This window comes from Mesobacillus jeotgali (assembly GCF_002874535.1).
Taxonomy (GTDB): Bacteria; Bacillota; Bacilli; order Bacillales; family Cytobacillaceae; genus Mesobacillus; species Mesobacillus jeotgali.
In genome coordinates, this window is the sequence record NZ_CP025025.1 from 952688 (window position 1) to 974409 (window position 21722).

A 21722-nucleotide genomic window follows, 5' to 3' on the forward strand; every position below is an offset into this window, starting at 1 on the left:
CCCTCGAGTCGCTTGTCTAGCTTCGGCTCATAACTCCTCGAGACGTTTCGGTCCTGCCAATGAAGTCAAAGAACGACTTCACTGTCAGGCCCTCCAGCACTTATCGGGGCTGATCAAGGCTCTTACGCTTTTCTGGTGTAAAAACCATAATAATAAGGTATTTAAATTAAAGACAAGCTTTATATTGAACCAATTTTGCAAATGAGTCATAATTATATATATGAACATATATTCATATATTAGAATAGGAGGGGAACACATATGGGTCATAATCATTCGCACGGCCACGGCCATGGCCACGGTCATAGCCACAGTCATACAAACAACAAAAAGGCATTATTCTGGGCTTTTCTTTTAATCGCCACTTTCATGGTTGTAGAGGTGATTGGCGGGGTACTCACAAACAGTCTTGCACTGCTTTCAGACGCAGGCCATATGCTGAGTGATGCGGCTGCACTTGGGTTGAGCTTATTCGCCATCAAGCTTGGTGAAAGAAAGGCTACACAATCAAAGACGTATGGCTACAAACGTTTTGAAATCATCGCAGCGGCGTTAAACGGCCTTACGTTAATTATCATTTCGATTTATATATTTGTAGAAGCATACCATCGGTTTACAGATCCTCCCGAAGTACAAAGCATGGGAATGCTGACGATTTCTGTTATTGGGTTAATTGTCAATATCATCGCAGCATGGATATTGATGAGTGGAGACAAAGATGAGAACTTGAATGTAAGAAGCGCTTTTCTTCACGTACTGGGAGATATGCTTGGATCGGTTGGGGCAATAACAGCTGCATTGCTGATATACTTTTTTGACTGGGGAATTGCAGATCCCATCGCAAGCGTCGCAGTTGCGATTCTGATTATCATCAGCGGCTGGAGAGTGACGAAGGAGAGCTTCCATGTTTTGATGGAAGGCACGCCTGAGCAGATTGACTTGGATGAAGTGAAAGAAGAAATAATGAGGATTCCCGAAGTGAAAGATGTGCATGATGTCCACGTTTGGTCGATTACTTCAGGTGTCTTAATGCTAAGCGGGCATATTGCCGTCGAAGGGGAAGGAGCACATGACCGAGTACTTCACAAAGCACAAAGACTGTTGCACGACCGCTTTGGCATTGACCATAGTACCCTTCAGGTAGAAGGGGAAGAGCATGGGTGCCCATGTGCGCATGGACCTTGCAATTGATGAATACCAGTGTCGAATTTAAGTCTTAAAAAACATGCCAGCCAATTTTGATGAGCGATGTCATCAATGATGGCTGGCATGTTCTATGCTTTGCTTTAATAGGTCAATGACGTGTTCGTCGTCATGCGTGTAATAAAGTGATGTACCCTCTCTCCTGAATTTGACGAGCCTGAGGTTTTTTAGAAAGCGCAATTGGTGTGAAACGGTTGATTGCAACAATGAGAGCTTCTCCGCTATTTCATTAACCGAATGTTCCCCCTGGAACAGAAGGTGGAGAATCCTGAGCCGTGTCGGATCTGAAAGTGCTTTGAAGGTCTGTGAAACGATGAATAAGGTTTCCTCATCAAGGTCCATTACAGGAGAGTTATTTTTATTATCTTCCAAGTTAATCAGCCTCCTGTTTTTATTATAACTTTTTCTTTTCTTTTACACAGTTATTTAGTTTCCAGTACTGTTCTGCTTTGGTTTTTTATGGGTTACCAGACCATCGTAATTGGTGATATAGAGTTCAATCTCTGGTTGAGTGTCCAGGCAATGAGCCTTCAAAAGCTGATAATAGTTCACCCTTTTCAATGGATCATAAGACAGCATAGGGTATTCATTATGCTCCCTAACATAGAGGTCTACTGCCTTCTGGACTTTATCAATCGTTAGTGCGAGATATTTTTCGTCTTCATCGAAAATATCATATGTTTCCTTTGACATGTAAAAGTTTCGTGATGGAATTCCTTTAAGGATTGGGGCAATTTGCTCAACATCAATGCTGTTATCTTCTTTAACGAGAATTGTGCGGTAGACGCCTTTCGGCAGCTGTTCCGAATAGATGCGTACTGCTTTTTTTATCTCCTCAACACTAGTCTCTATGATTGGCCAACCCTTTGGGGGATCCATTGGTATTTCATTAGACCTGTTAGCTAAAAGAAAATATAGGCCCAAGCCTCCAATGGAACCTAAAACCGTTCCGTATGGGAATAAAACGAACACAAGGTCAATCAGATAACCGATGATTGGCCATATTAAGGCAGCTGCGACTCTTATGCCAGGTGTTCGTGGGAAGGTATTTTTGATATTTCTTCTATCCATCCTAATCTCCTCCTTTCCAGGGCAGGAAGTACCCTTATTTTACTATCATCAAATAACATATGTGTAAAGCCATAAAAGCGGATTGAGGTTAAGGATTCTGTGGTATTGCCGATATAAAAGTAAGAGTCTGTATATTTTGAGAATGGCCCAACGTGGTGAGTGAAGCAGGAACCGGAGAGGGATTACAGAAAATGAGTTGCTTCTAGTTATATTATATAAAATCTACCGTTGAATTGGTAACGGATGGTTATGAAAATTGTGAAAATAATACTCAGAAACAAGTCAATTAGTGGCGAATATTGTATAATATTTAGAAAGCTTCAGTCTTTTTTCGAAAATTGTCATACATAGGCAGATCCATGAAAGCAAATAAACCAGACAGAAACGAGGGGCAGGATGGATATTCCCCATATGTACATATTCGACTTTAATAATATAGCTCTGACTGTCGTTTTTTTAATCATTTCATCAATAATGGCTGTAGAATTCAGCAGGCAAATCAAAAAAGCTATTGATAGAAAAAAACGTAAAATGGTCCTTTATTCACTTCTTTTGGCTCTTACATTTTTGCTGACCCATCTGTTTGTTATTATTTCCGCAGGGGTCCCATTTTCGACGAGCAATTTTTACTTATTTTTTCTGTTATTCTTTGGGATCTGTGGAGCTGGGTCCTATGCAGCGTTGAGCCTGGCACAAAGGGACATTGCGAACACAGCGCAGTATATATCCACCAGTCTGTTGATCGCAGCTAGCATCATGATGGCAGAGTATACTGCATTTTATATCATCTTCAGGGAAGCAATCGAGATTCAGCCAATATTATCGGTGATGGCATTTTTGATGATTTTGGTTACATCCTTCACGCTGATCAGATTTTTAATGCAGATTACAAACGAGGATATTTATGAGTTTATCAAAAGTTATAAATATACAGGGAGTGTCCTTGGGGGCATGGCTCTGGGTGGTATTCCTTATATCGTCTTGACTTCAATGATGGGGATTACGGATGGAAGCGGTGTCCATTCTTTCCTGGCACCGTTCATCTATATGGCCGCCGCAAATTTATTATTCATGCTCGTTCCTGACCTGTTTGGCGAAAAGCTCATCATGAAGAATGTCCAATCGCATTTATCTTTGTTCAGCCATAATCCTGATTCTGTGTTCAGGGTGGATTTGCAAGGATATATTTTAAGTGTCAATAAAGAGGCCGTTGAACTGACAGGTTACATGCCTAATGAATTAGTTGGACTGCATTTCATTGATCTAATAGGCGGCAGCGAGGAAGAAAAGAAAATCAGGAAATATTTCATGAAAGTACTTAGCGGCGAGACGAAATTGATTGAAACCACCCTTAAAAGGGCTGATTCGACATATGCGGACGTGAGGATCACAGCAGTCAGGATTATCGTGAAAAATAGAACAGTTGGTGTCTTTGGGATAGTCAGGGACATAACAGAACAGAAAAAAGCAGATAAGATGATTGAGTACCTGGCATATCACGATGAACTTACTGATTTGCCAAATAGACGGAACTTAGAGAAAGTAATGGCTTCACTATTTATAAAGGATGAAGCATTTTCGTTAATTTATCTTGATTTTGACAGGTTTAAAAGGATCAATGATACTTTCGGACATTCGTTTGGTGATAAAATCTTGATGCAAATAGGCAAAAAGCTTGCAGAAGTTGTGCCGGAGGAATGTCTTGTTGCAAGAATTGGCGGAGATGAATTCGCAATTCTTGTTACTGGAGGAAATGAGCCAGACAAGATTGCCAATGGGATTGTCCGAGAATTCCAGTCACCGCTTTTTGCGGAGGGCATGGAATTCCTGATCACAGCAAGTATTGGAATCTCGAAGTATCCTGAAGATACAGATAACCTTGAATTATTGCTGAAATACGCTGACATGGCGATGTATAAGGCAAAAGAAAACGGTGCAAACCACTATCAGTTTTTTGACCAGAGCATGGTGGATCAGAACGTGAATAAGTTTGAGCTTGAGAATGATTTGCGTAACGCTATAAATAGTAAAGCTCTCACCGTCTTTTACCAGCCTAAATACAATGCAACAACAAATGAAATAACAGGAGCTGAAGCACTTGCTAGATGGAAACATCCTCGCCATGGAATGATTCCTCCTGGTGTATTCATCCCGATTGCCGAGGAGGCGAACTTAATCGTACCCCTCGAGAGATTAATCATAAGGCAGGTGTTCAATCAGCTTGTCATATGGAAGGAGCGGGGATTCGATGTTCCTCGTACTTCAATCAATATCTCGATTATCCACTTTTACCAGGAGGATTTCGTGAAGTTCATGCAGCATACCCTTAAGGAGTACAATCTTTATGGTGAATTGATAGAAATCGAAGTGACTGAGAGTATCATGATCAAGAAGGAAGACAGTATCAACTCACAGCTCCAGGAATTAAGGGAAATTGGAATTGAAGTAAGCATTGATGACTTTGGAACAGGATACAGTTCTTTGAGCTATTTAAGTAAACTATCAGTCGATCGGTTGAAAATTGACCAAAGTTTCATTTCACACTCCCAGGAGAACCGGGAAATCATATCAACGATTGTCTCAATGGCAACGAACCTGAAGTTAAAGGTCATTGCCGAGGGTGTTGAAACGGCATCCCAAATCGACCTGTTAAAATCACTTGGCTGTCAAGAAGTCCAGGGCTATTTCTACTCGCCCCCTTTGCCATCAAATGAATATGAAATAATGATGAACAAGGAGCTCCAGGAGAGCTGACGCCTTTTTTGACTGGACGTGCAGATTATGTTATTATTCCTTTTATAAAAAGTCCTCTAGGGTTCCGCAGCGCTTTTGCTGGACTGGTCCGAGAGAGGGCGCACAGGAATACCTGTGTACACGGAGGGACAAAAACCCGGGAGATATCCATTGATATCTTCCGGGTTTTTTTAGTCTTGCTCAAGCACATACAGGGCCTGCGCTTTTATCACGGAAGGAGTTAAGGATTATGGCTTGGTTTTATTTAGTAATAGCTGGTATATTTGAAATCGTTTGGGCGATTGGCCTAAAGTATACAGAAGGATTCACCAAAGCTGTACCATCATTGGTCACTCTGGCAGGGATGGCAATAAGCTTTTATTTTTTGTCTATGGCAGTCAAAACCTTGCCAATTGGTACTGCATATGCAATCTGGACAGGAATAGGAGCTGCAGGCGCAGTCATTCTCGGGATTGTCCTGTTTGGAGAGCCGCGCAATCTTCTAAGGCTGATGTTCGTAGCCTTCATTCTGGTTGGGATCATCGGCCTTAAGGCAACGTCCGGAAACAATTAGTCATATTTCAAAGCAGACTCATAAATGATTGCAGTCTGCTTTTTGATTTTCTATTTGCAAAATTACCCAAGTTATATTATGATGCGGATATATACCTTTTAATACTAGGTAGGTGATAGGATGTTTAACCGTGAACTGTTAAAAGGAAGCACATCGCTGGTGCTGCTTCAGCTGTTGAATGAACGGGATATGTATGGTTACGAACTTGTGAAAGAACTGGATAAGCGCAGTGATCATAGTCTTCAGGTAAAAGAAGGGACCTTGTATCCAGCCCTGCATAAACTTGAAAAGCAGGAATACATTGAATTTTACTGGCAGGAGCAGGAAAAAGGACCGGCGAGGAAATATTATCGGATCACTGAAGAAGGAAGAGAAGTCCTCATAGAGAAGACAGAAGAGTGGCAGCAATTCGTCAATGTCATGAACAAAGTAATCAGGAGAACGAAAAATGATCCAGTTAAAGACTGACTTCCTCAACGAGCTTGGCAGGCATCTCGGGAAGCATAATGACAAAGAACAAATTTTAGCTGAATATGACAACCATATCTCAGAAATGCTTGAAGAGTTCAATGACAGTGAAAGAGAAGAGTCGGATATTATCATTGAATTTTATGCAAGATTGGGGACTCCGGAAGAGATTGCAGATAGCTGGAGGGAAGAACTATCAGCGACACCAATGAAGACTCAATGGATTTTCATTTTGGCCAACCTGATTTTCTTCGCTGGAGGAACCATCCTGACTCTGGTACATAATCTTTTTGATTTCCCTTTCATTGACATGGCATGGAAAAGCCTCACATCGATACCTGCTGTGATCATTTTGCTATATCTCTTTTTTTGGGCATTGCTTGGATATGAGATAGGCAAAGGCTTTGGCCATAAAGGGAGAAGATTGATGAAAAAGACTTTTATCCTCTCTATATTGCCGAACGTCATTCTTATGAACCTGACTTTGTTCAGGCTAATACCGCATGACTGGTTCCAGCCGCTGCTTAGCCCGATATTCATAATTATTTGTATTCTTTTTACGGCGCTATTGTATCCAATTTGCTGGATTGGATATAGATGGGGGAAAAAAGCTTCCATCTAATTTTTTTGGTCTAATACATAGAAATTCTATGTATATAGAATAACAAAGCGTTTTTTTTAACTATATACCTAGTTATTCTAGGTGAAGGGAGAGATTGAAAATGGATTATAAACTGAAAAAAGAAGACTGGATATTTTTCCTGATCTGTATTGCTTTAGGCATTTTGGCGGAAAGGTCATTTTTGAATGGCATAATAGGATTGTCGTATCCTGTTTTTATTACTTGCTTTTATGGGGTGTTTTTCTGGAGATACCGTTCATTCTCCTTCACGAATAAAAAGCTGGGACTACTGTTGATTGCTTCAATTTGGCTGCTGTCACTCAGCTTTTTCCTGAACTCGAATATGATTTTATATTTGCTGAACATCCTGGTGATTCCAGTGATGGTTCTCATACAACTTGTGCTTGTCACCTATCCCGTTGAGAACCAATGGCATAGATGGCCATTCGTCCAAAAGATCTTTTTGACAGTAGGAACTGCGATTGCCTATGTGTTCAGGTTCATTATGTATGCTCCAAGAATGGCTGTCAGGGGACTTGAAGAAAGAAAGAGTGCGACGATTCGAAAAGTGTTTATCGGCGTGGCTATTTCATTCCCGCTTTTGTTTGTCATCGTCAACCTGCTTGTTTCTGCTGACCAGCAGTTTGGAAACCTCTTAGGTACAATTCCGCGCTGGCTTTTGGCGTTGAAGATAGAAGAAGAGGTCTTGCGAACAATCGCAATCACCATTTATACGTTGGTGATCTTTGGATTATTGCAGGTGCTAAGAACCAGGCAGACTCTTCCTGCTGAACCGCAAACGCAAAATGAAAAAATGGCATGGGATAGCGTGATCAGTCTAACAGTGCTGACTTTATTAAATATTGTTTACCTGCTATTCGTGGTAGTCCAGTTCCAATATTTCTTCAGTGAAACATTGAAAGAAGGATATACGTATGCTGAATTTGCGCGCAGAGGATTCTTTGAACTGCTTTTTGTCACTTTGCTGAATTTACTGATCATCTCAACAATTGTTACTTATGTTGAAAAAAGTGCTAAATTTTTGACGCTGGTTATTCGCGGCCTTCTTTCACTACTCGTTTTTTTCAGCGGAGTCATGCTATATTCAGCTTTTATCCGTCTGTTCATGTATGAAGAGGCGTACGGATTTACCTTTGCCAGGGTGCTGGCCCATTCCTTCATGATCTTCCTGCTTGTGATATTATGCTACTCCTTGATGAGGATATGGATGGATAGGCTTTCGCTTGTACGCTTTTATATTATATCCGCTATCATTTTCTATACTTTGGTCAACACAATCCAACTTGACCGATTTGTCGTCGAACGCAATTTGGAGCGTTACTCAGAAACCGGAAAAATAGATATTCACTATCTGAATTCGTTGTCCTATGAAGGAGTGGAGGGGCTGATGGAGCTTTATGAAATTAATCCGGAGCACCCAGGCCTTTCAGATTTGTTGCTGCAAAGGAAGCAAGATCTGCAGTATTCAGAAGAAAGCTGGAATTCAATAAATATGTCCAGAGGAAGCGCTGAAAAAGCGTTGAGGGACCTAGAGCTGAAGTAACGATGAAATGTGGCAGAAATGCAAACAAATAACCTTTTTGTTACCAGTTTTGTAACATATCGATGTGGTTAATGATGATAAAATAACCTTAAGCCAAATAAAGGGGAGCCATGCAATATGGAAGGATTATCTGAAATCATTCATCTCTTAAAAGGTATCGAGAGTTCCATTGACTCATTGAATAAAAGAACCGAAAATATAGAAAAAAGGCTCGACCGTCTTGAGAAAGTCGATAGTATTGAACATCGCGTAACATCAAACCAGATCGATATTACAGATATTAAAGACGCACTTGAAAGAATGGAAGAAGCTCAAAGCGCGAAAATCGAAAACATGTTAAAAGATATAATAAGCAAGGCAGAAATGAAAAATAATTCAGAATTCAACACGATCCACAAACGCCTGGATTCACATTTGCTAAAACTGGGCAGAGTTGAGGAAGAAATCCTGATGGTCCAGCAGGAAAAATAGTTTATTGGGAGATTGCGATATAGCAGTCTCTTTTTTTATACCTAAATATCAAATCATCCACAAAAATTTCATAATCTCACAATCCCTTTTATCATCAGGGTCTGACGCTTTTCAGAATCGAATTTGTTCAGTCGTTCACAAAATATTACACTTTGCGGGACTAAGACGAAGTATTCGAGAGTTATCATTAAGGTGTAATCATACATTGCCTTTATTAGGCAGATTAATAGAGTTTATTTTACTTCGAGGTGAGTATTTTGAGATACGATTTAGTTCTTCTCCATGCGCCAAGTGTATACGATTTCCGGAAAAATGCGCTGTTGGCTGGTCCAATCAGTGACGTCGTTCCATCCTCTCCAGTATTCGAAATGTATCCTATTGGCCTGACGAGCATTGCGGAATATTTAGAACGCCAGGGTTTGCGCGTTAAAATCATCAACATCGCGAATCGAATGCTGATGGATGAAAATTTTGATGTGGAAAAGAAGTTGAAAAAGATCAAGACACGGGCTTTTGGTATTGACCTTCACTGGCTCCCGCACGCTCATGGAAGTATTGAACTGGCGAAAATTGTGAAAAATCTTCATCCTGAAACTCCTATGGTTTTTGGCGGTTTATCAGCAACTTATTACCATAAAGAGCTAATTGAATATCCATTTATTGACTATGTTATGCGGGGCGATTCAACTGAAAAATTAATGCTCCTTTTGATCAACAATTTGAAAAATGGAACTCATCATCTGGGTGGGATCCCAAACCTTACTTGGAAGGACGGGGACACTCCAGTATACAACCCGCTAAGCCATGTTCCTGACAGCCTGGATGAATTTGATATTCCCGGTTACCGTTATACAATCAAGTCAGTCTTCAAATATAAAAACTTCCTGGATCCACTGCCATACAACGGCTGGCTTCAATACCCTAATACGGCGATCCTCACGGCAAAGGGATGTACCCAGGGATGCTTGATTTGCGGAGGCTCGAAACAATCGTACAAGGATAACTGTAACCGTAAAGTTCTGGCTAAACGCTCGCCTGCGAAACTAGTTGAAGACATTCTTTTCATCCAGCGCTTCAGCAGGGCACCGATTTTCATCCTTCATGATATACGCCAGGCGGGTAAGGAGTATGTCGATGAATTTTTTGAGAGGCTCGGCAAGATCAATCTTAAGAATGAGTTGGTATTTGAATTATTTCAATATGCAAACGAAGAGTTTTTCGCAAAAATCGAGAAGGTTGTACCGAAATACAGCGTTGAATTGACCTTGGAAACACATGATGAGAAGATTCGCCGTTATAACGGCAAGTTCAACTGTACAAATGCAAAAGTGATTGAAACGCTTCAATCTGCATTGAAGCATAGCTGCAAGAAAATTGATATATTTTTCATGGTTGGCATACCGCATCAAGATTATCAAAGCGCCCTTGATAATGTCGGTTTTTGTGAGAAGATTCACAATGAATGCGGTGAGGATAAACGACTATCCTATTTTGTCGCCCCGCTTGCTCCATTCCTGGATCCTGCTAGCCCGGCGTTTGAAGACCCTGCAAAATATGGCTATAAGAAATTCTGCCATACAATTGAAGACCATAGAAAGGCAATCACCCAGCCATCATGGAAATACATGCTCAGCTTTGAAACTGATTATATGAGCAGGGATGAAATTGTGAGGTCAACTTATGAATCTGCCAGAAGCCTTAATGCCTTTAAACTTAAGTACGGCCTTGTAGACAAAAAGACACATGATGAGGTGAATGAGAAAATCACCAAGTCACTTGAATATATAGAAAAAATCGATGAAATCGTTGCTCTGCCTGAACAGGAAAAAAAACAGCAACTGGCTCTGCTCAGCAAGGAAATGGAAGAAGTGAACAAATACAGCATTTGCGGGAAGCATGAATTGAAATGGGAAGTGAAGAAGCATTATGCTGATGTCTTTTCGCTGACGGCAATCGGAATCGAGTTGTTGGTAGAGGATATTTTGATCAACGCTAAACAGAAATGGAATGCCTATAACAAAAGAGTTGGAGAAGCCTCTAAAAGCAGGACGTAAATTTTAGAAATGAGCCCATCAGGAGATATTCTTGATGGGTTTTTTAGCGATCCCTTACTCTAATCCTATCAGCTAAATTTAAATAGATGTTTAAAGAAGACAGAAATGTGAAAAATGTAAAGGACAAATAACCGATAGAAGAAAATAGCAAAGCGGGTGGAGAAATGTCATCAATGATTGAATTTTTTAAAAGAGGAAATAAATCTTCAGGGATTGCTGCGCTTGGGAATACCTTTCTTGCAATCATCAAAGGGGTAGCTGCTGGTATCAGTGGAAGCGGTACGATGCTCGCGACAACGCTTCATTCGGTTGCGGATGCATTGAATCAATTTTTTGTTTTCATCGGCAGTGCTATTTCTGAAAAAGAAGCAACCAAACGCTTCCCGACTGGATTTGGACGGGTTGTAAACTTGTTCGTACTTGTGGCGGTCATCATCATTTCGATAATGGCATACGAAACAGTCCTCAAAGGGTGGGAGCTGGTCCAGCATCCGAAAGCTTCATCCAATTTGTGGCTTAATGTCATTATCATGGCAATTGCGGTACTTGTTGATGGAGGAATTCTGGTTAAGGCCATGAAAGAGATTGCTCATGAAACAAGAAGCGATGCTAAGGGCTTTGGTATAGTCGCAAATGCATTTAAGAATGTTAGCCTTGCAGCACCGCCGACAAGACTGGTTTTCTATGAAGATTTAATTGCAACATTTGGAGCGCTCCTAGCATTGGCTTCAATCGTCCTTGCCCATGTAACAGGATTTTATTTGCTTGATGGTATTGGAACCTTGCTGATTGGCATCCTGCTGATCGGGATTGCTTTGAAGATTGGGTATGAGAATACGGTAGGTCTCATTGGTGTTGCAGCACCTAAAGTAGTTGAGGACCGTATAGCTAATCTCATCCTGTCAGATCCAGATGTCATTGATATCAATACATTAAGGATTGTCCAGGAGGGCAGGCAGTACCATGTTGAAAGCTATCTGGAACTCCGCAAAGGGCTGACACTGGCTGATGCAGATGACATCAAGTTCAGGGTCAGGGATAACGTACTAAAGGACCCGGACGTTGATGATGTTATTATGGGAATCATCGAAGCAGACGACGTCCAAACTTGGAAAGTATAAATGCAAAAAAACAGGCAGAGTTTGGTATCTGCCTGTTTTTTCGTAAATTCGTAGATTAGTGTCAAGCTTCTTCGCCTAGCCTATTTTCATCCCAAAGATTGGTTCCTCGAATATCTTACGTGAACGTTAGCTTTGAGCGGCTCGAGTCACTTGTCGGGCTGACCAAGTTGCCTCAGGATTTCTATGAAACTACCTCAGTCTTGTTCATAAAAAAACTATCTGCTGTCTTTTCGATTTCAGGTTGTTTCGTTACTTCGATATATTTGATGTGATGCTCTTCCATTTCGGTGATTTTGAAAAGGTAAGACCCGAAGCTGACGACGTCGCCTTGCTTGACTTCGTAATTTTCGGTAAGCATCCAGCCGCCGATTGTATCGACATCTTCATCGTTGATATCAAGTGCCAGAAGTTCATTCACCTCACTGACAAGCAGTTTGGCATCGATGATATAATGGCTTTCTTGGATTTTGCGTATCATAGGCACTTCATCCATATCGAACTCGTCACGAATTTCTCCTACAATTTCTTCAAGGATATCTTCTACTGTTACGAGTCCGGAAGTTCCGCCATATTCGTCCATCAAGATTGCCATGTGAATGCGTTCTTTTTGCATTTTTACCAGCAAGTCATGGATTGGAATGCTGTCGATGACTCGGATGATTGGGCGAATATATGAATCTAGCGCTTTTTTGCTCCGTCCTTGTTCATTGATGAGGTCAGTCATTACTTCTTTTATATTGACTAATCCGACAATATGGTCCTTGTCTCCGTCAATGACAGGGTATCGTGTGAATTTCTCTTCCTTTACAATCTGGAGAAAACTCTCCAGTGAATCCTCTTTTGACAACGAAATAATTTCCGTGCGGGGCACCATGATTTCTTTGGCGATCCGGTTGTCAAATTCGAAAATTTTATTTACATACTTAAACTCTGACTGGTTGATTTCACCACTTTTAAAGCTCTCAGACAGGATAATGCGAAGTTCTTCCTCAGAATGGGCCAAATCCTGTTCAGAGGCAGGTTTAAGGCCTACAAGACCAACAGCAAGACGGGCAGATCCGTTCAACAGCCAGATGAATGGATACATGATCTTGTAAAAAAGGATCAGTGGACCAGCTGTATTCAGCGACACCCATTCCGCTTTTTGGATCGCTAATGTCTTTGGGGCCAACTCCCCGACTACGACATGCAGGAATGTGATCGTCGCAAACGCAATCCCCACTGACAAGACATGTCCAAAGGATTCGGGAATATCCAGGCTGGTGAATAGCGGTTTTAGCAGATCGGCAATCGCCGGCTCTCCAAGCCAGCCAATACCAAGAGCGGTGACCGTAATCCCCAGCTGGCAAGCAGAAAGGTACTCATCCAGATTGGAAATGACTCTTTTTGCGAGCACAGCTTTTTTGCTGCCTTCCTCTATTAATTGGTCGATTCTGGAACTCCTCACTTTAACAATCGCAAATTCTGAAACGACGAAAAATGCCGTTAAAGCAATTAAAATGGCTATCCAAACCAAGTTAAATATGTCCAAATAAGTTCCCTTAGCCCGCTGGTGTGCGGGTAAGGAGTCACCTCCCAGTAAACTCAAAATTAAGCCTGGATTTGCAGGCTTCAATTTAAATGATTAAATTCATCAAGAAATAATAACGGCCCGTTCCGAGCGGCTGGTCCAGCCAGGGCCAACAACCTGTTATGCTGTTCCTACCGCTTTTGCAGCTGTTAAATTCTTGATACGATAGATTGCCCCATCATACCACCTCAGCTTTATCATTTAAATTTTATTATACCATATAGAGAATAATTGAGGGGAACATTAATACGTTTTGATATCAATGTATGAAACGGACACATAAAGTATGAAGTTTATGTTTAATTATATTGGAAAATTCAGATTTTAACAAATTAGTGCTTTTCCTAAACTTAAGAAAAATTTCCCAATGTAAATAAAACCCTTTTTCTGTGTATTTTTAACATTTTGAATTGAAATAAGTTTAAATATTCAGTAAAATTTTACAAAAGGGAGGATGTCTATGAGTATTCTTATATCCACTTTGGAAACAAGGTTACAAAAAGTCGAAAAGACGACTGAGAAAATTTGGGTTGAACCATCCATGGATTTTATATGCAAAAGGACTCCGGATGGTCTTATTAAGTATGTTTCGCCATCTGTTCGTTCCATGCTCGGTTATGAGCCATCTGATTTAGTCGGAAGACTGTACACTTTATTTGTCCATGCAGAAGATTATAATAGGATTTTGAATACTACCATCCCTGTAACTGAGGATGTATGCAATCTAACTTATCGTATTAAGCGAAAAGATGGAGTGTATATTTGGGTGAACTCACAAATCTCAGTTGTTCGCCATCCCGAAACAAATGCCCCATTTGAACTGTTTTCAGTTACAAGTGATGTTTCTGCAAAAATCAAAGCAGAGCATTTTATCCTTGAGTATGAAAAATTGAATGTTGTTGGCCAGCTGGCCGCAGGTATTGCGCACGAAATCAAGAACCCTTTGACAAGCCTGAAGGGGTTTATCCAGCTTATGAAGTCTGGACAAGAATTGAATCACAATTATTTAGCGATCATGGAAGAGGAAATAAAGCGGATGGAGTCTGTCTCAAAAGAGCTGATGCTCATGGCAAAGCCACATAAATCTGACTTTAAGCCCTTTGATATGAATGATTTGATTGATCATGCCATCACTTTGCTGATGGCTGAGGCAGCAAAGAAGTGCGTTGAAATAACGAAAGAATCCACATTGAGTGACGGAATGTTTCTTTGTGATGGGAATAAGATCAAACAGGTATTAATCAATATGCTGATGAATGCGATTGATGCGATGGATATGCCAGGAGAAATCACGATTGCAGTTTTCAAATCCAAAGAGGATTTGACCATTTCCATCACTGATACTGGTAAAGGAATTCCTGCGGAGGATTTGGACAAGATCGGCAAGCCTTTTTTTACGACAAAGGCGAATGGGAACGGACTGGGTTTGATGATCTGCTATAAAATAGTCGAAGAACACCAAGGCACAATCCATGTAGGCTCAAGTTGTAAAGAAACAACATTCACCATCAAGCTGCCGATCCACTGATTTTCTTAACAGCGTTAAAAGGGATGAACAGTACGTCTTCTATGCCACTCTCTTGAAAGGAGGCCGTATACAACCAAATCATGAAATCTTCCATTTAAATATTCTCCATCACGGATGACCCCTTCCTCGATAAAGCCAAGCTTCCTGGGAATTGCCTTGCTTGAATGATTGTCCTTGCCGCACCTTATCTCAATGCGGTTAAGTCCAATCTCATAAAAAGCATGGTTTATCAATGTTTTCACCGCTCTGATGGTAATGCCTCTTCCTTGCAGTTTCTCAGACAGGTAATAGCCGATGCTGGCCTGCGAGTTACTCGGATCAATTGCATGCAGACTGATACTGCCTGCAAGGACTCCTCTGTATCGGATGCCAAAATGAGTGCTGCTTCCTTCCAGATGATTTCTCTGCCACAATTGTATGACTGAAAAAAATTGTCCTGGTGATTGAATGCCGTCAATCCAGGGAAGCCATTTCCGTAAAAAGCGGCGGTTAGAATCCACAAGCCAGAACAACTCTTCAGCTTCACGCGGCTCAAATATTCGAAGCTCAAGTTCAGAATCAACTTTTATAACAGACATAAAGTCCTCCTTAATCTTTATTCTGATGGAAGTATTGACCAATTAACCCGCCGTGGTTTAAATCGGGCAAAAGAGGGAATAAAGCCTTACATTGTTTTTTTATCTTTTTTTCTGGGAGGAGACTATGAAATTAACGACTAAGATTTTGATTGGCCTTGGACTTGGAGCGATGACCGGGCTGATCCTCAACATTTTTTCACCCGAATTATTCACTGTTTTAGATAAATTCCTGTTCACGCCTCTTGGCAAGATATTCATCAATTTAATCAGTATGCTTGTCGTACCGATTGTCTTGTTTTCAATCATTCTCGGAACAGCGGGGTTAGGTGATCCGAAAAAGCTTGGGAGGATTGGAGTAAAGACTGTTGGCTTCTTTTTAGGGACCACGGCGATTGCCATTTCCATTGGCCTTGCTCTTGCCTATCTTATCAAGCCAGGGTTGATGGGCGAATTTGACACAGGCAGTGCTGAATTCAAAGCTGAGGAAGCACCGCCAGTTGGTGAAACCTTTTTAAATCTTATTCCGGCAAACCCGTTTGAAGCACTGACAACCGGGAATATGCTGCAGGTAATTGTTTTGGCCATATTCATCGGAATTGCATTAACGGCACTTGGTGACAAAACAAAAGGGATTCTGAATCTGGTCCAACAAGGAAATGAGATCATGATGTATCTGGTAGGACTTGTCATGAAATTTGCTCCGTACGGAACCTTTGGGTTGATCGCAACAGCAATCGGAAGCCAGGGAATCGATGCCATCAAGGCGATGGGAGTATACATGCTTGTCGTTGTACTGGCCCTAGTTGTCCATGCGTTCATCACCTATGGATCAAGCGTATATTTCATTGGTAAGAAAAATCCATTCTGGTTCTTCAAACAATTCTCCCCGGCGATGGGGGTAGCCTTCAGTACTTCGAGCAGTAATGCAACACTGCCTGTATCTATGGAAACAGCACAGAAGAACCTCCGTGTCCCTGAATCAGTCAGCAGCTTCGTTCAGCCTCTTGGAGCGACGATCAACATGGATGGAACTGCAATCATGCAGGGGGTAGCTACTGTCTTCATCGCCCAGGTATATGGTGCCGACCTCACAATGGCCGAGCTTTTGACTGTCGTCTTGACTGCCGTGCTTGCAAGCATAGGGACAGCAGGGGTTCCAGGCGTTGGTTTGATCATGTTGGCCATGGTACTGCAGTCTGTAGGTCTGCCTGTTGAAGGAATTGGCCTGATCCTCGGTATCGACCGACTGCTTGATATGGCTCGCACCGCTGTCAACATTACAGGAGACGCGGCTTGTGCGGTAATTGTTGCTGAGTCTGAAAAAAAACATGTATTGCGTCCGGAGAAGAGCAAAGTAAGAAATGTAGCGGAAGACCACTCACTTGAATCTTTTAAATAAAGAAGGAAAGACCCCGCCATGGCAGGCGGGGTCTCTTTGTTCTGATAATCTCTTAAATTTCAATTCTTGTTAATGGCAGCAGCATGATGAAAGACGTTTTGTCAGGTTCTGATGAACAGGCGAGTATGCCTTTATGCTTTTCGATGATTTCACGGCAGACGAACAATCCAAGTCCCGTTCCAAGTGTTTTGGTGGTAACGAAAGGTTCAAAAATCGTTTTTAACAAATGGTCAGGAATGACTGGACCATTATTTGAAATCTCTATTTTGATATGGGTATCATTCACGAAAAATCCTTTTATCTGGATTTGCGGATCATCACGATACTGGCTCAGTACATCAATCGCATTGAAGATGATATTGATGAGGACCTGCCTGATTTCATCTGCATAGCCGAATAATTCCATATCGTCGGCTACCTCCTTGATAATCCGGACATTCGTGTCAAGGATGCTGGGGTACAGGAAATTTAACACTTCTTCAATCATTTTATTCAACGAGAAGACAGTCTTTTCTTTTCCAATGAGTTCTTTTTTTGATAGCAGCAAGAATTGCGAAATCCGGAAATTCAGTTGTTCTAGCTCGCTTGAGATAATATCAAGATACTTCATATCTTGATGTTCAGATCTCAAGAGCTGGATGAAGCCCTGAATGGAAGTCAACGGATTGCGGAATTCATGGATGAAGCTGGAAGTCATCTGGCCGAGCAATGTCAGCCTGTCTTTATGTGTTGAATCGATAAATTGGTTTTTTTCCTCGATGATCTTGTTTTTCTGTTCATTATAATAAGATACAGCGTAATACAAAAAGGTATCGAAACAGTAATTGATTGAGTTGATGGCCTCTTGCATTTCTGTCCATTCCATATTCATTTTATGAAGGTGTTTATATAGAACCGAGCGTCCAGAATTAACATTATAAACAAAATCGCCAATGTTAATATCAGCTCGTACACGTTCTTCTCCAACCATGAAAGCAAGCTCCTGAATATGTTCTTCCAATTCATCACTTGTCTTTGAAAATACCGAAAGAATGACTGCATACATTCTCTCAGCGTTCTTGCTTATTTTCTCTTTATATGGATCATCTTCAGAGACGATTATTTTTTCTGTCCAGTCGGCAATGAGGTTTTCTTTTTCACTAGTCAGGAAGCTAAGCAATCGGTTATCCGTAATTGGCAGCATTTCATTAAGTCCCCCAGTTTTTCATTTCGGTATTAAAGATTCGAGGAAAACCCTGAAAACCCTTTGTCGAATAATAAGAACATGAGTGGAATCGCGTCGAATAGCTAAAATTGTGACAAAAGACCGATATTTTTAGCAATACTGGCTGAGATTTGTCTAATTTGATTCGACACGTATAGGAAAAGTTATCTGTATGACTTGTGATAATATTTAAGAAGTAGTATATTCATAGTGTAGAAACTAAATAATAACCACAAGGGGAGCTGCGTAAAGCAGCTGAGAGTGAGCGGCCGAGTTCTTACCCTTTGAACCTGTTAGTTAATGCTAGCGAAGGAATGTGGATGCGATAGGAAAGCAATCTTGGGAATCCTATATCGATCCCTCGATTGCTTTTTTTGTTTCTGAAGCAGAAAAGGCGTGTTAGAAACGGACCTCATTCTTAAAAGAAGGAGGAACAAGACATGAAACAAAAACAAACTCTCTTTTTAGTGGAAATTGCCGTATTTTCCGCACTGGCTTATTTGCTTGATTTATTTTCAGGATTCATTTTCTCAAGGATCTGGCCGCAGGGCGGTTCAGTATCGATTGCGATGGTGCCTGTATTCCTGATGGCATTCCGCTGGGGTATCAAGGGCGGAGCAATCACTGGCCTGCTTCTTGGATTATTGCAATTCATTCTCGGTTTTTCGCAAATATACCATCCTCTACAGGGATTCATCGATTATTTGGTAGCCTTTACCGTCCTTGGAATTGCGGGTATTTTTGCCAGACAGATTAAGGACAGCATCCAAAATGGCGATAAGAAAAAATGGATTGGTTTTATCATTGCTGGTACTTTCATTGGCAGCTTGCTTCGCTTTATCGCCCATTTCTTTTCCGGCTGGATCTTTTTTGGAGTGTGGGCGCCAGAAGGACAGCCAGCATGGCTTTATTCAATTATATATAACGGTACCTACATGATTCCGAGCATGATTTTGAGCGCCATTATCATCATTCTTGTCATCGGAAACGCTCCGGCTAGGATGGTTAAATCTACACAAGTCAGCAATAAAATATGATGTGAAGGAGAGCTGAAACAGCTCTCCTGTTTTTATGTCCAATAATTACCCTTATAGGTATATAATGTAGATAAAGTGCATACTGGTGAAAATATTGTCCATTATATGGAGTTTGCATAAAATACACGTTTGTAGCTGAGTTATAGTGATTTAAGTCACAGTGGAAGTCGAGCTAAACTGATTAAATAAAGATAATCATTCTCATTTAGAAAAAATAGGTGTAAAAAGTGAAGAGCTAGCAACATAATTTCTCATAAAAACTAACAAACTTGAAAAAGGTGATGGCTATGCTAGGAAAATTAAAGACTGGTGAAAAGGGCCGGATCATGAATATAGCTGGTGCTGACAAATTTGTCAGAAGAAGATTGCTTGATTTGGGAATTTCGGAAGGCTCAGAAGTGTGCGTGAAATGCATCCTGCCTTTTGGAGGCCCAGTCATGGTTGAATCATGCGGACAATGCATCGGAATCCGCCGCAAAGAAGCACTAAGGATCGAAGTGGAGCGGGTATAATGAATATTGCGCTGATTGGCAATCCTAACACGGGAAAAACTTCATTGTTTAATAACTTAACAGGTTCCTATGAATATGTAGGCAACTGGAGCGGTGTAACCGTCGAAAAGAAAGTAGGTCTTTTTAAAAATGGCAAGGATCAGCTTATCGACCTGCCTGGGGTTTATACTCTCAATCCCCTATCTAAAGATGAAGGGGTCGTTACGAATTTCTTCCTGAATGAACCATTCGAAAAACTTCTGAATATCCTGGATGCTTCCCAGCTAAGGCGAAACCTTCACCTTACTTTGCAGCTATTGGAGTACGGTGCACCGGTCATTATTGGCTTGAACATGCTGGATGTGGCAAAAAACAGGGGCATTCAGATTGATATTCATAAACTGTCTGAATCCCTGGGAGTGACCGTAGCACCTGTTGTTGCCAGGACAGGAAAAGGTTGTAACGAGCTTTCGGAGCTAGTGACTGATGGAACTGTTGGAACAGGAAAGAACAATCACGTTTATTATGGAAAAGCGATTGAAGCGGGAATATTGGAACTCGAGAATAAACTGGCCGGAAAGACACAACATCCAGTTCGCTGGCTCGCTCTTCAGCTGTTCGAAGGCAATCCATATGTAAAAAGCTACCTGGCGACAATTTTGCCGATCGATGAAATAGAAAGGTTAATCAACTTAGTTACTGTTTCCCAACAGAAAAATACAGACAGTAAGCAAGCACTCGACCAAGTGATCCACCGGAAGCGAAGTGAAGCGATCGATAAAATAGTATCTGCCGCTACTAAAAGTCTGGATAATAACAAGGTGCCGTTGACTGAAAAAGTTGACATGATCGTGACAAATAAGTTTCTCGGAATCCCGATATTTTTAGTCCTTATGTATATCATGTTCATGCTTACCTTTGACTGGCTTGGCTTCCCGCTTTCAGACGCATTGGATGCATTTTTGTCCGGACCATTAACATCGGGGATTACAGCAGCATTGGCTGCGGTAGGTGCTTCAACATTCATAAAAGACCTTATTCTTGATGGAATTGTTGCCGGGGTAGGGGGAGTCCTCGTTTTCGTACCGCAAATCTTCATTTTGTTCTTTTTCATTTCCTTGCTCGAGGATTCGGGTTATATGGCACGTGTCGCGCTTGTAATGGACCGCTTGATGGAATCAGTCGGATTGAACGGAAAAGCGTTCATCCCGATGATGATTGGCTTCGGCTGTAATGTACCAGGAATCATGGCAGCAAGGACCATTGAGACGCCAAAGGAAAGACTGATGACCATCCTGTTGACGCCACTTATGTCATGTTCAGCCCGATTGCCCGTATACGCCTTGTTTGTCGGAGCGTTTTTTGTGGAGCAGAAGGCAGTAATCGTTTTGAGCTTATATGTATTAGGAGTAGTGATTGCACTTATTCTGGCTAAAGTATTCTCGAAAACTCTTTTGAAGGGTGAAACTTCGGTATTCGTCATCGAGCTTCCGCCATACAGGCTGCCACAGGCAAGAGCGCTTTGGAGAAGCACATGGGATAAGGGAAAGGGATTTGTAAAGAAGGCTGGAACCTTCATTTTCGCAGGGTCCGTCCTGATCTGGCTGCTCGCCTACGCCGGCCCGGAAGGCGTGAATGTCAGCATGGATGACAGCTATTTAGCGCTTCTTGGGGGTATTTTCGCACCGTTATTTGCTCCTATAGGCTTTGGGACTTGGCAGGCAAGTGCATCACTTTTTACCGGTTTCCTGGCAAAAGAAGCTATTATTTCAACTATGAATATCATTTATTTTGTTCCTGATGAAGCAAGTTTGCAAGGTTTGCTAGCAGCCCATTATACACCACTTGCTGCATACAGTTTCATGGCATTCATATTGTTATATATTCCGTGTCTTGCAACGGTCGCAACCATTTACAAGGAAACTGCTTCAAAACGTTGGACTGCTTTTTCAATCACTTATGCACTGGTTATCGCATATGTTTTGTCTCTGGTTATTTATCAGGGCGGTAGGTTGGTAGGATTAACCTAAGCCT

General features: G+C 41.4%; 19 protein-coding genes and 2 riboswitches. Of the genes, 14 read left to right on the plus strand and 5 right to left on the minus strand.

What is annotated here, in order from left to right; all coding sequences use genetic code 11:
* Positions 1-261 precede the first annotated feature (261 nt).
* Positions 262-1191 (plus strand): cation diffusion facilitator family transporter, encoded by a 930-nt coding sequence (locus CD004_RS04655; protein ID WP_102261695.1) that lies wholly within the window; start codon positions 262-264, stop codon positions 1189-1191.
* Positions 1192-1254: 63 nt separating this feature from the next.
* Here CD004_RS04655 and CD004_RS04660 read toward each other — a convergent pair whose 3' ends face one another.
* Together CD004_RS04660 and CD004_RS04665 are read right to left on the minus strand one after the other, a co-directional pair.
* The gene (locus CD004_RS04660; protein ID WP_102264994.1) at positions 1255-1545 is read right to left on the minus strand and encodes an ArsR/SmtB family transcription factor; all 291 of its coding nucleotides are present in this window, start codon (positions 1543-1545) and stop codon (positions 1255-1257) included.
* Positions 1546-1629: 84 nt separating this feature from the next.
* Complete coding sequence (locus CD004_RS04665; protein WP_102261696.1) at positions 1630-2274, minus strand: DUF3939 domain-containing protein; 645 nt, start codon at positions 2272-2274, stop codon at positions 1630-1632.
* 396 nt (positions 2275-2670) lie between these two features.
* On the opposite strand from CD004_RS04665, the gene CD004_RS04670 reads away from it, so the two are divergent.
* The 8 genes from CD004_RS04670 (at position 2671) to CD004_RS04705 (ending at position 11881) form a co-directional block, all read left to right on the plus strand.
* A complete protein-coding gene (locus CD004_RS04670) occupies positions 2671-5028 on the plus strand; it encodes a sensor domain-containing protein (protein ID WP_102261697.1) in 2358 nt (785 codons plus the stop codon).
* A gap of 45 nt (positions 5029-5073) precedes the next feature.
* Positions 5074-5173, plus strand: a riboswitch (guanidine-I (ykkC/yxkD leader).
* 84 nt (positions 5174-5257) lie between these two features.
* Positions 5258-5581, plus strand: a complete 324-nt coding sequence (gene sugE, locus CD004_RS04675; RefSeq protein WP_102261698.1) for a quaternary ammonium compound efflux SMR transporter SugE — start codon at positions 5258-5260, stop codon at positions 5579-5581.
* 120 nt (positions 5582-5701) lie between these two features.
* Positions 5702-6049 (plus strand): PadR family transcriptional regulator, encoded by a 348-nt coding sequence (locus tag CD004_RS04680; protein ID WP_102261699.1) that lies wholly within the window; start codon positions 5702-5704, stop codon positions 6047-6049.
* Entirely contained in the window at positions 6030-6671 is a 642-nt protein-coding gene (locus CD004_RS04685; protein ID WP_102261700.1) for an HAAS signaling domain-containing protein, read from the plus strand. The genes CD004_RS04680 and CD004_RS04685 overlap by 20 nt, the downstream gene beginning before the upstream one ends.
* 100 nt (positions 6672-6771) lie before the next feature.
* Complete coding sequence (locus CD004_RS04690) at positions 6772-8235, plus strand: DUF4153 domain-containing protein (RefSeq protein WP_102261701.1); 1464 nt, start codon at positions 6772-6774, stop codon at positions 8233-8235.
* A 117-nt stretch (positions 8236-8352) separates the two neighbouring features.
* On the plus strand, positions 8353-8706 hold the full coding sequence (locus CD004_RS04695; protein ID WP_102261702.1) for a hypothetical protein: 354 nt from the start codon (positions 8353-8355) through the stop codon (positions 8704-8706).
* Positions 8707-8963: 257 nt separating this feature from the next.
* The gene (locus tag CD004_RS04700) at positions 8964-10760 is read left to right on the plus strand and encodes a TIGR04190 family B12-binding domain/radical SAM domain protein (RefSeq protein WP_102261703.1); all 1797 of its coding nucleotides are present in this window, start codon (positions 8964-8966) and stop codon (positions 10758-10760) included.
* Positions 10761-10924: 164 nt separating this feature from the next.
* Positions 10925-11881 (plus strand): cation diffusion facilitator family transporter, encoded by a 957-nt coding sequence (locus CD004_RS04705; RefSeq protein ID WP_102261704.1) that lies wholly within the window; start codon positions 10925-10927, stop codon positions 11879-11881.
* A gap of 181 nt (positions 11882-12062) precedes the next feature.
* Here the strand turns inward: CD004_RS04705 and CD004_RS04710 are convergent, their stop codons facing one another.
* Positions 12063-13412, minus strand: a complete 1350-nt coding sequence (locus CD004_RS04710; RefSeq protein ID WP_102261705.1) for a hemolysin family protein — start codon at positions 13410-13412, stop codon at positions 12063-12065.
* Between the two features lie 499 nt (positions 13413-13911).
* On the opposite strand from CD004_RS04710, the gene CD004_RS04715 reads away from it, so the two are divergent.
* Positions 13912-14979 carry an ATP-binding protein gene (locus CD004_RS04715; protein WP_158651485.1) on the plus strand — a complete coding sequence of 356 codons (1068 nt, stop codon included), beginning with the start codon at positions 13912-13914 and terminating at the stop codon, positions 14977-14979.
* Between the two features lie 14 nt (positions 14980-14993).
* On the opposite strand, the gene CD004_RS04720 is transcribed toward CD004_RS04715, so the two are convergent.
* Entirely contained in the window at positions 14994-15557 is a 564-nt protein-coding gene (locus CD004_RS04720; protein WP_102261707.1) for a GNAT family N-acetyltransferase, read from the minus strand.
* A 124-nt stretch (positions 15558-15681) separates the two neighbouring features.
* Here CD004_RS04720 and CD004_RS04725 point away from each other — a divergent pair, with 124 nt between their 5' ends.
* Positions 15682-16956, plus strand: coding sequence for a dicarboxylate/amino acid:cation symporter (locus CD004_RS04725; RefSeq protein ID WP_102261708.1), 1275 nt, complete (start codon positions 15682-15684; stop codon positions 16954-16956).
* Positions 16957-17008: 52 nt separating this feature from the next.
* Here CD004_RS04725 and CD004_RS04730 read toward each other — a convergent pair whose 3' ends face one another.
* Complete coding sequence (locus CD004_RS04730) at positions 17009-18139, minus strand: histidine kinase N-terminal domain-containing protein (RefSeq protein WP_102261709.1); 1131 nt, start codon at positions 18137-18139, stop codon at positions 17009-17011.
* Between the two features lie 246 nt (positions 18140-18385).
* A riboswitch (TPP riboswitch) is annotated at positions 18386-18492 on the plus strand.
* 108 nt (positions 18493-18600) lie between these two features.
* Between CD004_RS04730 and thiT the strand changes: the two genes are divergently transcribed.
* From thiT to feoB, 3 genes are all read left to right on the plus strand, one after another.
* Entirely contained in the window at positions 18601-19197 is a 597-nt protein-coding gene (gene thiT / locus CD004_RS04735) for an energy-coupled thiamine transporter ThiT (protein ID WP_102261710.1), read from the plus strand.
* Between the two features lie 287 nt (positions 19198-19484).
* The gene (locus tag CD004_RS04740; RefSeq protein ID WP_102261711.1) at positions 19485-19709 is read left to right on the plus strand and encodes a FeoA family protein; all 225 of its coding nucleotides are present in this window, start codon (positions 19485-19487) and stop codon (positions 19707-19709) included.
* Complete coding sequence (gene feoB / locus CD004_RS04745) at positions 19709-21718, plus strand: ferrous iron transport protein B (protein WP_102261712.1); 2010 nt, start codon at positions 19709-19711, stop codon at positions 21716-21718. The genes CD004_RS04740 and feoB overlap by 1 nt, the downstream gene beginning before the upstream one ends.
* Positions 21719-21722 lie beyond the last annotated feature (4 nt).

Coding starts and splice junctions, on each gene's coding strand:
- CD004_RS04655 (WP_102261695.1), top strand. CDS start 262: ATGGGTCATAATCATTCGCACGGCCACGGCCATGGCCACGGTCATAGC.
- CD004_RS04660 (WP_102264994.1), bottom strand. CDS start 1,545: ATGGACCTTGATGAGGAAACCTTATTCATCGTTTCACAGACCTTCAAA.
- CD004_RS04665 (WP_102261696.1), bottom strand. CDS start 2,274: ATGGATAGAAGAAATATCAAAAATACCTTCCCACGAACACCTGGCATA.
- CD004_RS04670 (WP_102261697.1), top strand. CDS start 2,671: ATGGATATTCCCCATATGTACATATTCGACTTTAATAATATAGCTCTG.
- sugE (WP_102261698.1), top strand. CDS start 5,258: ATGGCTTGGTTTTATTTAGTAATAGCTGGTATATTTGAAATCGTTTGG.
- CD004_RS04680 (WP_102261699.1), top strand. CDS start 5,702: ATGTTTAACCGTGAACTGTTAAAAGGAAGCACATCGCTGGTGCTGCTT.
- CD004_RS04685 (WP_102261700.1), top strand. CDS start 6,030: ATGATCCAGTTAAAGACTGACTTCCTCAACGAGCTTGGCAGGCATCTC.
- CD004_RS04690 (WP_102261701.1), top strand. CDS start 6,772: ATGGATTATAAACTGAAAAAAGAAGACTGGATATTTTTCCTGATCTGT.
- CD004_RS04695 (WP_102261702.1), top strand. CDS start 8,353: ATGGAAGGATTATCTGAAATCATTCATCTCTTAAAAGGTATCGAGAGT.
- CD004_RS04705 (WP_102261704.1), top strand. CDS start 10,925: ATGTCATCAATGATTGAATTTTTTAAAAGAGGAAATAAATCTTCAGGG.
- CD004_RS04715 (WP_158651485.1), top strand. CDS start 13,912: ATGAGTATTCTTATATCCACTTTGGAAACAAGGTTACAAAAAGTCGAA.
- CD004_RS04720 (WP_102261707.1), bottom strand. CDS start 15,557: ATGTCTGTTATAAAAGTTGATTCTGAACTTGAGCTTCGAATATTTGAG.
- CD004_RS04725 (WP_102261708.1), top strand. CDS start 15,682: ATGAAATTAACGACTAAGATTTTGATTGGCCTTGGACTTGGAGCGATG.
- CD004_RS04730 (WP_102261709.1), bottom strand. CDS start 18,139: ATGCTGCCAATTACGGATAACCGATTGCTTAGCTTCCTGACTAGTGAA.
- thiT (WP_102261710.1), top strand. CDS start 18,601: ATGAAACAAAAACAAACTCTCTTTTTAGTGGAAATTGCCGTATTTTCC.
- CD004_RS04740 (WP_102261711.1), top strand. CDS start 19,485: ATGCTAGGAAAATTAAAGACTGGTGAAAAGGGCCGGATCATGAATATA.
- feoB (WP_102261712.1), top strand. CDS start 19,709: ATGAATATTGCGCTGATTGGCAATCCTAACACGGGAAAAACTTCATTG.